A 13,039-nucleotide genomic window follows, 5' to 3' on the forward strand; every position below is an offset into this window, starting at 1 on the left:
GCCGCCGTTTTGTTTCATCGAGAATGACCGCACACTCGGCATTCCCACCGAGTTCCTGCCGCGTGAATACATGGGCAACAATCAGGTCAGCAACCAGGGCCCGGCGCTCAAGGATTGGAAGCTCGAAGGCATCCTGCCCGCGCTTCGTGATCGCACGATCAAATTCATCGACGAGTCGGTCGCGCAGAAGGAACCCTTCCTCGTTTACATGCCGCTGACTTCGCCGCACACGCCGCTCGCAGTGAATCCGGAGTGGAAGGACAAGAGCAAACTCAATCTCTTCGCCGACTTCGTGATGGAGACCGATGCGGTCGTCGGTCGTGTGCTTGATGCGCTTGAGAAAAGCGGCGCTGCGGACAACACGCTCGTCATCTTCACCGCTGACAACGGTTGTGCGCCTTATATCGGCGTGCAGGACCTGGAGAAGATGGGGCACTATCCGAGCGGCCCGCTGCGCGGCTACAAAGCGGACGCATGGGAAGGCGGACATCGCGTGCCATTCATGGTGCGCTGGCCCGGCGTGGTGAAGCCCGGCAGTGTGTGCGGCCAACTCGTCTATCAAGCCGACCTCATCCGCACCTTTGCCGATGTATTTGAAGTGAAGCTCCCCGACACGGCAGGCGAGGACAGCTTCAGCCTCATGCCCTTGCTCAAAGGCGAGGACAAACCCATCCGTGAAAACGCCGTCAGTGCATCCATCGGAGGCACGCCTGCACTGCGCAGCGGCACATGGAAATACATTCTCGCGCCCGGCTCCGGTGGCTGGGGCAAGGGCGGTGATCAATCGCAGCCCGTGCAACTCTACAATCTCGCGGACGACATCAGCGAATCGAAGAACCTCGCCGCAACGATGCCGGAGAAAGTCGCCGAGATGAAAGCTCTGCTGGAGAAGCTCATCACCGATGGTCGCAGCACGCCCGGCGCACAGCAGAAGAACGATGTCGAGGTCGTGCGCTACCCGCGTCCAGAAGCCCCCAAGCGGAAAGCCAAAAAGTAGTCTCCTTCATGAAGCACCTGCTCGCCCTCCTTGCCCTTCAATCAGTCGCCTTCGCCGCCGCACCACGCGACGCGTTGCCCATCGACGCCCCCGAATGGCCTCTCAATTATCGTCTGCACCTCGATGGCGCAGCGAAAGTGAAGCTCAGCGATGAACTAACGCTTTCGCTCGATGCGAAAGGCCCGCACGACATCGCGGTGGAGCACCCGGCGAAAGGTGCGCCGGTGCTGCGAGTGTGGAGTGGTGGCAAACTGGTGCGGGGGCCGGAAGATGTTCCGGCGTTGGCGAAAACAGGGGCGCAGGACTTTCCGGACGCGGGGCTCGATCTCGGCGCGGATTTCACGGCGATGGCGGAGTTTGAATCAACGGGACAAGGCACGCTGTTCTCGATGTGCGCCCCGACAGGCAAGTGGTCGCCGGATGCGAAGGCGCTCTTCATTCGCGGCGGTCGGCTGGTGTACGACATCGGCTGGCTCGGGGCGATCAACTCCGGTCCGAAAGTGAACGACGGCAAACCGCACACGGCCGTGCTGAGCGTCAGCGGTGGCACCGCGAAGCTGTGGCTCGATGGCAAAGAGATCGCGGAGAAGGCGAACTTCACGAAGCCGGATCAACAAGGGCACGTTTTTAAAGTGGGGCGGGCCGCGCCGAACTTCGCTGGCGACTTCACCAATGGCAAAATCAGCTTGGTGAAGGTGTGGAAGCGGGCGCTGCCACAAAAAGAGATCGCGTTGCTCTTCAAAGACAGCGGCACGGGCGCGAACACGCCCGACTTCACACATGCGCCGAAGGCGAGCGGCAAACCGGTCATCGAAGGCGGCAGCGGCTGGGTGCAGGCGCTGGAGCGCAGCGATCACGCGGAGATCGTGGCCGGATGGAATGCGAAAACGCTCGAAGAAGGTGCCACGATCTACAAAACGCTCTGCGTCGTGTGCCACGGCACGAAGGAGCAACCCGGCTCGCTGCCCACCGCGCTGCGATTTGCCGAAGGGCCGTTCAAAAACGGCAGCGATCCCTTCTCGATGTATCTCACGCTCACCAAAGGCTTCGGACAGATGGTGCCGCAGCCGCAATACACCACCGCGCAGAAGTATGCGGTCATTCATTACATCCGCGAGACCTTCCTGCGCCCGCACAATCCATCGCAACTCAAAGAGATCGACCTCGCCGCGCTGCCACGTGGTCTCGCACGCGCCGAGGCGGAAAAGATCGACACCACGCTGCCACCGTATCAACGCATGGAACTCGGCAACGCGCTGTTTTGGACGCTGGAGGTCGCCGCGGACAACATCGCGCAAAAAGGCATCGCCATCCGACTCGATGACGGTCCTGGCGGCGTCACGAAAGGCCGCGCGTGGATGGTTTACGATCACGACACGATGCGCGTGGCCGCCGCGAGCACCGGCGCGTTTGTGGACTGGAAAGGCATCGCCTTCGATGGCAGCCACGGCACGCACACGAGTCTGATCGGTGAAAAACAGTTCGTGTTGCCCGTCGAGCCCGGCTGGAGCCTCAGCGGTAGTTTTGAAGACACCCGCAGTCCGGCCAAAGACGGTAAAAAATACGGCCCCGTGGCGGGTTTGCGCTTGCTCGGCCTCTACAAGCATCAAAACCAAAGCGTGATCGCCGCGAGCATTCATGGCACGCGCGTGCTCGAATCGCCCGCGTGGATGGATTACGGCTCCACGCCGATCCTCGTGCGCACTTTGAACATCGCCGAGACCAAACAGCCGCTTTTTCTTCGTGTGGCACCCGACAGCGTGAATGTCGTTTTGAAGGGTGAAGGCGAGTTGAAGCGTGAGAACGGCTTTTGGGTCGCCAAAATGGCTTCGGGGGCTCAAACGCGCTTTTTCATCTCCCGCGTCGATCCGGCCTCGCTCGACACGATGGCGAAAAACTTCGCCGCGCCGCTCGATCTGGCTCCGCTGACGAAAGGTGCTCCGGCACAATGGCCGCAAACCGTCACCACGACCTCCGTGGCAGGCAAAGACGATGCCGCGTTCATTGCCGATGACTTTTTGCTGCCAGTCGAGAATCCATTCCAAAGCTGGATGCGTCCCGGCGGCTTCGATTTCACGCCGGATGGCAAAGCCGCCATCGTGGCGATGTGGAATGGCGATGTGTGGCGCGTGGACGGCGTCATGGATACAGCGCCTGCCAAGCTGACATGGCGCAGGATTGCCAGCGGCTTGTTCCAGCCGCTGGGCGTGAAGTATCGCGATGGCGAGCTGTTCGTGCTTTGCCGCGATCAGTTGGCGAAGCTCGTCGATTTGAATGGCGATGGCGAAACCGATTTCATCGAGTGCTTCAACAGCGACCATCAGGTCACCGAGCACTTCCACGAGTTTGCGATGGGTCTGCAAACCGATGTCGCTGGCAACTTCTACTATGCGAAGTCCGGCCGCCACGCGCTCGACAGCGTGGTGCCGCAGCACGGCACACTGCTGCGGGTGAGTCACGATGGCGGTTCCACTGAAATCCTAGCGACCGGCTTCCGCGCCGCGAACGGCGTATGCCTCAATGAATACAACGACGACGGGACGCTTGCAGCGCAGCCCACCTTCTTTGTCACCGATCAAGAAGGCTTCTGGACACCGAAGAACCGCATCAACCGCGTCAAAGTCGGCGGCTTCTACGGCAACATGTATGGCTACACCAGCGTCACTGACGAATCCGACTCCGCAATGGAGCAGCCGCTGGTGTGGATCACCAACGACAAAGACCGCAGCCCCGCCGAGCTCATTTGGGTGCCCAAGAATGTGTGGGGCAATCTCGGTGGCTCGTTGCTCAATCTCAGCTACGGCACCGGCAAAGCCTTCATCATCCCGCACGAACAAGTGAACGGCCAATGGCAGGGCGCGGTGTGCGAGCTGCCGATGCCCGCCTTCGCCACCGGCATCATGCGCGGTCGTTTTGGCAGCGATGGCGCTCTCTACACCTGCGGTATGTTCGCCTGGGCTGGCAACGCCACCATCCCCGGCGGCTTCCACCGCATCCGTCGCGGTGAGCGGCCTGCGCAGGTGCCGCTGGCGGTGAAGGCGGCGAACAGTGAGATGAGGGTGACTTTTAGTGACCCTATTGACCGAATTGACTGCGCGATGAGAGTTTGGGCACTGAAGCGCACGAAGAACTACGGCTCGAAGCACCACGATGAGCACGAACTGGCGATTCGCAGTGTGAAGCTGAGCGAGGACAAAAAAACCATCACCCTCGACATCCCTGAACTAGCTCCGACTTGGTGCTACGAACTGAAAATCGGCAGCAGCGTGCTCCACGGAACCATTCACCAACTCTCCAACCCATGAAACACATCCTCGCCTTAATCCTCATCGCGGCACCGCTTCAGGCCAAACCGCTAAAAGTCTTCATCCTCGCTGGCCAGTCGAACATGGAAGGTCATGCGAAGATCGAGACCTTTGATTACATCGGCGATGATCCTGCTACCGCGCCACTGTTGAAGATGATGCGCGGTGAGGATGGTCAGTCACGTGTGTGCGATCACACCTGGATCTCTTACTACACGGGCAAATACGACGGCAGCGCGAATGGCGAGGGCGCGGGCAAGCTCACGGCGGGTTTTGGTGCCCGTGATGATGCGACGAAGTCGAATGGCAAGATCGGACCGGAGTTCACTTTTGGCCTCACAATGGACGTCGCACTCCTAGAGCCCGTTTTGATCATCAAGACCGCGTGGGGCGGCAGAAGCCTGCACACGGAGTTTCGTCCTCCAAGCGCAGGGCCGTATGAACTCAACGACTACCAAAAGAAGCTCTACTATGGCCCGCCCGGCCACGGCGTGCCAAAGGACATGAATGAATGGCTCGCGGAGAAGAAGACGGAAACAGGCCGCTTCTACCGCTACATGGTCGAGCATGTGAAACACGTGCTCGCCGATCCCAAACGTGTCTGTCCGGCCTACAATGCCCAAGACGGCTACGAGATCGCGGGCTTCGTTTGGCTCCAGGGCTTCAATGACATGGTGGATGGCCACACTTATCCGGATCGCGGCAAACCGGGCCGCTTTGCGCTCTACAGCGACCTCCTCGCGCATTTCATCCGCGATGTGCGCAAAGATTTGAGTACGCCGAAGATGCCCTTCGTCATCGGCGTGATGGGTGTGGATGGCTTGAATGCTCCGCCGGACACAATTGCATTTCGCGAGGCCATGACTGCGCCCGCCTTGATGCCGGAGTTCAAAGGCAACGTCTTCGCCGTGCCCACCGCGCCGTTTTGGTCGGAAGAACTCGGTGCCATCGACGACAAACGCGCCCAGGTCCGCCAGATGGGTCATTTCCTCAACTCCAAGCACAAAGACCACGCCAACGCCGACGGTCACATGACCGAGCAGCAGAAGCGCGAGTATCTCAAAGACTACGAAGCCAAGCTCATCTCGCCCGCCGAAGAAGCCCTGTGGAAACGCGGTGCCTCGAATGCCGGCTATCACTACCTTGGCTGCGCGAAGACCTTTGCGCTGATGGGCAAGGCCTTCGCGGAGGCTCTGATCGGGCCATCTCAACTCCAGAACTGATTCCACGCTTCATGAAACTTCACCGCTTCCTCATCGCGCTGCTCGCAGCGCCAAGCCTCGTCCTTGCAGCAGGCAAAAACGAATCCACTCCACCGCCCGATTTCACCAGGGGCGATGCGATCCCGGCCAAAGCCAAACACGACTGGAATCTCGGTGCTACAGGCCTTCGCGGCTGGATGCACTCCGACACGATGGTGACGAGTGACGCTCGACAGATCGCGATCACGAAAGTGGAACCGAAGTCGCCTGCCGATGGCGTGATCGCCGTGGGCGATGTGATTCTTGGCGTTGGTGGAAAAGCGTTTTCGCTCGATCCACGCACGGAACTCGGTCAGGCGCTCACTTTGTCCGAGACGGAGGCCGGTGGTGGCAAATTGATGCTGACACGCTGGCGTGCTGGAAAGACGGACGAGGTCGTTTTGAAGCTGCCGGTGCTCGGCAGTTACTCGCCTAAAGCTCCGTTTGATTGCGCAAAATCGAAACGCATCCTTGAGCAAGGCTGCAAGGTGATCGCAGCCCGCATGGGTGCCTCGGATTACGCCAATCAAGACCCCATTCCGCGCTCGCTGAATGCACTGGCCTTGCTGGCGAGCGGTGATGCTGCCTACCTGCCGCTGATCAAAAAAGAAGCGGAATGGGCGGCGGCGTATTCATCGGACAGCATGCAGACGTGGCACTACGGCTACGTGATGATGTTCCTCGGCGAGTATGTGGCAGCCACGGGTGATCAGTCGGTGATGCCGGGTTTGAAACGCCTCGCGCTGGAGTCAGCGAAAGGTCAGAGCGCTGTCGGCTCATGGGGTCATGGGTTTGCGAGGCCCGATGGACGCCTGGGCGGTTACGGCATGATGAACTCACCCGGCGTTCCACTGACGATCTCGCTCGTGCTGGCGCGTGAAGCCGGTGTCAAAGATCCAGCGGTGGATCTCGCCATCGAGCGCAGCGCTCGACTGCTGCGCTTCTACATTGGCAAAGGAGCCATCCCTTACGGCGATCATCATCCGTGGATCGAAAATCATGAGGACAATGGCAAGTGCGGCATGGTTTCGGTGCTCTTCAGCCTGCTCGGCGAATCCGAGGGCACGGAGTTCTTCTCGCGCATGAGCCTCGCCTCGCACGGCCCTGAGCGTGACACCGGTCACACGGGAAACTTCTTCAACATGCTCTGGGCCATGCCCGGCGTGGCTCACTCCGGCCCTCAGGCCACGGGCGCATGGATGCAGGAGTTTGGCGCGTGGTATTATGATCTGGCTCGACGTTCGGACGGCAGCTTTTTGCATCAAGGTCCGCCGGAACGAGGCAACGACAGCTATGCGGGCTGGGATTGCACAGGCGCTTACTTGCTGGCCTACGCGATGCCGCTGAAGAAAATCCATCTCACCGGCAAGAAACCCAGCGCAGTGCCTCAACTCGATGCCGCCACCGCCCAAGCAATCGTTAACGACGGTCGTGGCTGGAATAACAAAGACCGCAACAGCTTCTACGATGCCTTGAGCGACGAACAATTGCTCGAACGCCTGCGCAACTGGTCGCCCATCGTCCGTGAGCGAGCCGCGATGGCTCTCGGCCGTCGCAAGAGCGCTCCCGTCGCTGCTATGATCGACATGCTCACGTCTCCGAGCCTCGACGCCCGCTACGGAGCCTGTCAGGGCCTGATCTTCCTTCGCGGACGTGCAGCACCGGCTGTCGATGCCTTGCAAAAGACACTCGCTGCCCCCGATCTCTGGTTGCGCATCAAGGCTGCTGAGGCACTCGCCGCCATCGGCAAACCTGCCACGAAGACCGTGCCCCAGTTGCTCGAACTGCTGGCGCAGGTGGACACGAAAAGCGATCCGCGTGGCATGCAGCAGCGCTATCTCACGTTTGCGCTGTTTGATCGCGATGGCATGCTCAGTCGCTCGTTGGACGGCGTGGATCGCGAGGCGCTCTACACGGCGGTGAGAGCCGGATTGAAGAATCAAGATGGCCGCGCACGCGGCAGCCTCGGCTCCGTGTATCGGAATCTCTCGCTGGAGGAGATCAAACCGCTGCTGCCCGCCATCCACGAGGCCATCGTGCAGCCTGCGCCGAGTGGCGAGATGTTTGCCGACGGCATTCGCGTGGAGGGCCTGCGCGTTCTGGCCCAGCATCACATCGAAGAAGGCATGGCCGCGCTCGTGAAATACACCCGCGAACAAAACCCGTGGGCCAGCCAAAAGCGCACGCCGGAAATCATGAAGATACTCCTCGGCTATGGCAGCCAAGCCAAAGCCACCATCCCCGAGTTGGAGAAGATCGCCCACTACTTTGAAAAGGAAGAGCCGGACTTCCCCAAGAACCTCGGACTGCAAAAAGCGAACTCCGTCCGCGACACCATCAAGGCCATCGAGGCCAGCACAGACACACCAGCCCTCATCCAGCTCCACTAGCATGAAGCTCATCCTCTTTCCCCTACTCACCATTGCCATGTCCATCTCCGCTGCTGTGCCTCCGACGGAAAAGAAACCCGTCACGGACGAATACCACGGCGTGCAGGTGGTGGACGAGTTTCGCTGGCTTGAAGACGGGGATTCAGCGGCGGTCAAAGCGTGGACTTCCGCACAGAATCAATACTCGCGCACCTGGCTGGATTCGCGGGTAGATCGATCAGGCATCGAGTCAAAGTTGAAGTCGATGTATGCGAAAGACACGCCTTCGCATACTGGCCTCGTCGCACGCCCTGGACTTCTCTTTGCGCTGAAGTTTCAGCCGCCGAAGCAGCAGCGCCTGCTCGTTACGCTAACGTCGCCGAATGATCTGGCGTCGGAAAAGATTGTGCTCGATCCGAACGCAATCGAGCCCAAAGGCCAAGTCGCGATGGATTGGTTTGTGCCGTCGCCAGATGGCAAACTCATCGCCGTGTGTCTCTCGGAGCATGGCAGTGAGGATGGCACGCTGCACTTTTACCGGACCGACACGGGCGAAGCTCTGCCGGATCAGATCAAACGCGTGCAATACCCGACTGGCGGCGGCAGCGCTGCATGGACGCCAGATAGCAAAGGCATCTTCTACACGCGCTATCCGCACGCAGGCGAGCGCCCCGAGGCCGATCTGAACTTCTACCAGCAGATCTATTATCATAAACTGGGCACACCAACGAGCAGCGACGAATACTCTGCCGGAAAAGACTTCCCACGCATCGCCGAGATCGAGTTGCACACCTCAGATCATGGCCGCTGGTTGCTCGCCACCGTGGCAAATGGCGATGGCGGCGAGTTCTCCCATCACCTCCGCGAAACCAAGGCAGGTTCGCCTTGGCGGCAGATCACCCGGCATGAGGACGGCATCAAGGAGATCGACTTCAGCCATGATGGAGCCACGCTGTATCTGCGCTCGGTGAAGGACTCGCCACGCGGCAAACTGCTGCGGATGACCACCGATGGCGTGCTGAGCGAGGCAAAGGTGATCGTGCCGGAGAGTGATGCGGTGATCGAGGGCTTCCTGCTCACGGCCAAACATCTTTTCATCGCCGACATGATCGGAGGGCCTTCACGCATTCGGCAGTTGGATCTGGATGGCAGCCATGAAAGCATCGTTCCCATGCCGGTCGCGTCAGGAATCGGCGGGCTGCTCGTCATGAATGAGCGCCTTCTTTTTCGCCAAACCAGCTTCGTCGCACCTGCCGCATGGATGCTCTACGACCCTGCTAAGACGAGCGTGGAGAAGACCGCACTCTTCAACACTTCCCCCGTAGATTTTGGCGACATCGAGGCCGTGCGTGAGTTCGCCATCAGCAAAGATGGAACGAAGGTGCCGATCAATATTCTCCGCCGGAAAGGCACGCCGCTTGATGGCAGCAATCCAGCTCTGCTCTATGCCTACGGTGGCTACGGCCACTGCATGAGGCCTGGGTTCAACTTTGAGCATCGCCTGTGGTTTGATCGCGGCGGCATCTATGTCGTCGCCAACATTCGCGGCGGCGGCGAATACGGTGAGGAATGGCATCTCGCGGGCAATCTGACGAAGAAGCAAAACGTCTTCGATGACTTCGCCGCCTGTGCCGAGCACCTCATCCAGCGCGGCTACACACGCGCTGACAAACTCGCCGTCGAGGGCGGCAGCAACGGCGGTTTGCTCATGGGAGCCTTTCTCACACAGCATCCGCAACTCGTGCGTGCCGTTGTCGCGCATGTGGGACTCTATGACATGCTGCGCGTCGAGCTTGATCCGAACGGAGCCTTCAACGTGACCGAGTTTGGCACCGTGAAAGACCCCGCACAGTTCCGTGCGCTGCACGCCTACTCGCCCTTTCATCAGGTGAAAAACGGCACGCCCTATCCAGCGGTCTTTTTCCTCGCTGGCGAAACCGACGGACGAGTCAATCCCGCGCACAGCCGCCGCATGACGGCCGCGCTGCAATCCGCCACCAGCTCAGGGAACCCCGTGCTCGCTCGCTTCAGCTCCGCCTCAGGGCACGGCATGGGCACAGCCTTGTCCGAGAAGATCGCGCAGAAGTCAGACGTGCTCGCGTTCCTCTTCGACCAGCTCGGAATGACTTCCAAATGATCGCAGCACCACGACAACCATGAAGCATCTCATCGCACTGTTCCTCCTAGCCACGGTCACCGCTCAGAGCGCTGACGCCGACACCAAGACGCTGCGCGTTTTCATCTTCGCGGGCCAATCGAACATGGTGGGCACGCATTCGAGGGTGAAGGACATCAACCGCTTTCCGCAGTTTGCGGGGCTGGATCAGCCGCAGGCGAAGGTGTTGTTCTCTTACAAGCTCGGGCGGGAGAACATGGAGACTTCGCAGGGCTGGATTCCGATTCAGCCGACGCGTGATTACTTTGGGCCGGAGCTGAGTTTTGCCAAAAAAGTGTCGCAGAGTATCGAGGCACCCATCGCGGTCATCAAAGTGGCTTCGGGTGGCACGACGCTCGGCAAGGACTGGAATCCGGACATGCCGGACGGCTTCAAGCTTTACCCGCTGGCGCTTGAGCATGTGCGTGCGTCGCTGGCGGAGCTGGAGCGAAAGAAGATTGCGTATCGCATCGAAGGCTTCGTGTGGCATCAGGGTGAGAACGACATGTTCGACAAGGCCTTCAAACCGGCCTACACGGCGAACTTGAAGAACTTCATCGCGTGCTGGCGGCGCGATTTGAAGCTGCCGAGCCTGCGCTTCTACCTCGGCGAGCTTTGCACGAAGACGATCTGGGGCATGGACAACCGCGACAACATGCTCGCCATACGCACAGCGCAAAAAGCCGTCGCGGACGCGGACCCGCTCGTGGACTACGTGCCCACCAATCACGACGCGGTGGAGATCGGCGGCGAGGCGGGCCTGCATTATCACTACGGCACGCTCGGGCAGCTCGAGCACGGCGTGAATCACGCAGACGCGTATCTGCGCACGCTCGGCATCGAAACCGGTCGCGACAGGCCACTCAAAACCTGGCCTTATGCCAAAGGCAGCGCGGTGAAGCTCTTCGTTCTCGCCGGACATCGCAACATGGAGGGCGAGCGTGCTTTCAAACAAGAACTCGGAGCGGCGGCGACGGATGATGCGCAAATCGCCTTCAAATACAGTCTCGGTGGTGGCTTCAAGACCTCGAAGGGTTGGGAGCCGCTCGGCCCTGCGGGTGCTTACGACACCTTTGGGCCAGAGTTGAGCTTCGCGAAGTCGCTGCGAGCCACGGAGAAGGGCAACATTGCCATCGCGAAGTTCACGCACAGCGGCACGCAGATGAATGACTGGACGCCCGAGGGCACGACGGCCAAGGACATGCATGTTTACCCGGCGTTCATCGCTTTCGTGCGCAGCGCGATGCAGGAGTTGAAGGACCAAGGCCACACCGTGGAGCTGGCAGGCATCTTTTATCACGCAGGCGAGAATGACATGGCCTTTGGCCCCTATCGCAAACAAGCCGCGAAGTGGCTGCAATCGACCGTCACACAAAGTCGCGTGGATTTGGCGATGCCTTCGCTGAAGTGGTTCGTGAGCCAGCAACCGCCGCCAGATGAAAAAGGGCTTAACCAGCTCGACATCACCGCTGATCTCGCGGCCCTCGCTGCGGCTGATAAGGCCTTCATTCACATCAAGGCCTTCGATTTGCCACCACAGCCCGAGAAGCTCGTGCTCGATGCCGCAGGCGTGTTGAAACTGGGCGAGGTGCTGGCGGAGAGTTATACTGGGCACCCTTGATGAACGGATTCGTGATTGAATGTTGGTTCACACCAGCTTTTCCCGCATGGCACGAGCGACGGCAGCGGCGCGGCTGCGGACGCTGAGTTTGCTGTAGAGATTGCGGGTGTGGGTGTCGGCGGTGTGGATGCTGATGGCGAGACGGGCAGCGATCTCTTTAGCGGTGAGGCCTTCTACCATGCAGCGGAGGAGTTCCAGCTCCCGCGGGCTGAGGGCGATAGCGGATGTCACGGGCTTGGTGAGGCGGGCGAGGAGCTTCACGACGCTGGAGGCGACGTGCGGTGACATGGGCGAACCGCCGTGGAAGGTTTCGATGATGGCATCGGCGATCTCGTCGGGCGTGGAGGTCTTGAGAAGGTAGCCGCAGGCTCCGGCGCTGATGGCCTGGCTGATCTTCGCCTCGTCTTCAAAGACGGTGAGGATGACGACGCGGCAGTCGGGGGCGTGATTGTGGATGTCACCGAGGACTTCGAGGCCGCTGCGACCTGGAAGGCCGACATCGAGCAGCAGCACCTGGGGTTTTTCAGTGCTCTGAGCGAGGGCGGCGAGCATGCTTTCAGCATTGGCAAAGGAGCGCGGAGGAGCGAGACCGCGCCGGGGTGTGCAAAGGCGTTCGAGGCTGCGGCGGAAAGCGTCGTGATCTTCGACAAACCAGACGTGGATAGGATCGGTGTCGCTCATTCAGGCAGGGTGAGGGTGATGCGGGTGCCGTGGCCGGGCTCGCTTTGGATGTGGAGTTCGCCATGCAGCGTGGTGGCGCGTTCACGCAGATTGGAAAGGCCGTGACCAGCCGATGGGCCTGCTGGATCGAAGCCGATGCCGTCGTCGCTGATCTCGACGGTCATTCGGTCTCGATTTCGGCGGGTGTGGAGGCGGACATGCTTGGCTCGCGAGTGTGTGGCGATGTTGTGCAGCACTTCCTTGATGAAGAGATACAGTTCCCGCCGGGTTTCCAGGCTGGGGCTGTCGGCATCGAACTGGATGTCCAAGTCGATGCCACGCAGCAGGCGTCGGGCGAGCCCCTGCACGACGGCGCTCCACTCCTCGGACTCGCGATCACTTCGGCGGCTGATGAGGCGGACCATGTCCCGCATTGAGTCGGCGCTCTCGCGGGCGATGGTCTGGACCTCGACGAGGTCGGCACGCATGCTCTCCGGCGTGGCATCATCCTGCGATGCGTAGGCGGAGATGAGTGCGATGCTGCCGAGGTTGGAGCCGATTTCGTCATGCAAATCACGGGCGAGGCGCTCGCGGAGCCGCCCGGCGTCCCGGCGGCGCACGCGGCGCTGGTGGATGAGTCCCCAGATGAACCCGCCGATCAGCAAGGCGCCGGCGGCGATACTGCCTTGCA

8 protein-coding genes are annotated in these 13,039 nt (G+C 60.5%); 6 read left to right on the forward strand and 2 right to left on the reverse strand.

The window, feature by feature from the left end; all coding sequences use genetic code 11:
• From ACILSI_RS25575 to ACILSI_RS25600, 6 genes are all read left to right on the forward strand, one after another.
• Positions 1 to 997, forward strand: a 997-nt coding sequence (locus ACILSI_RS25575; RefSeq protein WP_395724762.1) for a sulfatase-like hydrolase/transferase, incomplete at its 5' end; no start/stop codon positions are given.
• 8 nt (positions 998 to 1,005) lie between these two features.
• Positions 1,006 to 4,302: a DUF6797 domain-containing protein gene (locus tag ACILSI_RS25580; protein WP_395724763.1), complete on the forward strand. Its 3,297-nt coding sequence runs from the start codon at positions 1,006 to 1,008 to the stop codon at positions 4,300 to 4,302.
• Complete coding sequence (locus ACILSI_RS25585; RefSeq protein WP_395724764.1) at positions 4,299 to 5,525, forward strand: sialate O-acetylesterase; 1,227 nt, start codon at positions 4,299 to 4,301, stop codon at positions 5,523 to 5,525. Before ACILSI_RS25580 ends, ACILSI_RS25585 begins: the two co-directional genes overlap by 4 nt.
• Positions 5,526 to 5,536: 11 nt before the next feature.
• On the forward strand, positions 5,537 to 7,933 hold the full coding sequence (locus tag ACILSI_RS25590) for a DUF6288 domain-containing protein (protein ID WP_395724765.1): 2,397 nt from the start codon (positions 5,537 to 5,539) through the stop codon (positions 7,931 to 7,933).
• A 1-nt stretch (position 7,934) separates the two neighbouring features.
• On the forward strand, positions 7,935 to 10,049 hold the full coding sequence (locus tag ACILSI_RS25595) for a prolyl oligopeptidase family protein (protein ID WP_395724766.1): 2,115 nt from the start codon (positions 7,935 to 7,937) through the stop codon (positions 10,047 to 10,049).
• A gap of 19 nt (positions 10,050 to 10,068) precedes the next feature.
• The gene (locus tag ACILSI_RS25600) at positions 10,069 to 11,688 is read left to right on the forward strand and encodes a sialate O-acetylesterase (protein ID WP_395724767.1); all 1,620 of its coding nucleotides are present in this window, start codon (positions 10,069 to 10,071) and stop codon (positions 11,686 to 11,688) included.
• A 27-nt stretch (positions 11,689 to 11,715) separates the two neighbouring features.
• Here ACILSI_RS25600 and ACILSI_RS25605 read toward each other — a convergent pair whose 3' ends face one another.
• A complete protein-coding gene (locus ACILSI_RS25605; RefSeq protein WP_395724768.1) occupies positions 11,716 to 12,369 on the reverse strand; it encodes a response regulator in 654 nt (217 codons plus the stop codon).
• The coding region (locus ACILSI_RS25610; RefSeq protein WP_395724769.1) for a sensor histidine kinase at positions 12,366 to 13,039 on the reverse strand (674 nt) is incomplete at its 5' end. The genes ACILSI_RS25605 and ACILSI_RS25610, both read right to left, overlap by 4 nt.

Origin of the sequence: Prosthecobacter sp., assembly GCF_044232965.1 — a bacterium.
Classification (GTDB): domain Bacteria; phylum Verrucomicrobiota; class Verrucomicrobiia; order Verrucomicrobiales; family Verrucomicrobiaceae; genus Prosthecobacter.

Coding starts and splice junctions, on each gene's coding strand:
- ACILSI_RS25605 (WP_395724768.1), bottom strand. CDS start 12,369: ATGAGCGACACCGATCCTATCCACGTCTGGTTTGTCGAAGATCACGAC.
- ACILSI_RS25600 (WP_395724767.1), top strand. CDS start 10,069: ATGAAGCATCTCATCGCACTGTTCCTCCTAGCCACGGTCACCGCTCAG.
- ACILSI_RS25585 (WP_395724764.1), top strand. CDS start 4,299: ATGAAACACATCCTCGCCTTAATCCTCATCGCGGCACCGCTTCAGGCC.
- ACILSI_RS25590 (WP_395724765.1), top strand. CDS start 5,537: ATGAAACTTCACCGCTTCCTCATCGCGCTGCTCGCAGCGCCAAGCCTC.
- ACILSI_RS25580 (WP_395724763.1), top strand. CDS start 1,006: ATGAAGCACCTGCTCGCCCTCCTTGCCCTTCAATCAGTCGCCTTCGCC.
- ACILSI_RS25595 (WP_395724766.1), top strand. CDS start 7,935: ATGAAGCTCATCCTCTTTCCCCTACTCACCATTGCCATGTCCATCTCC.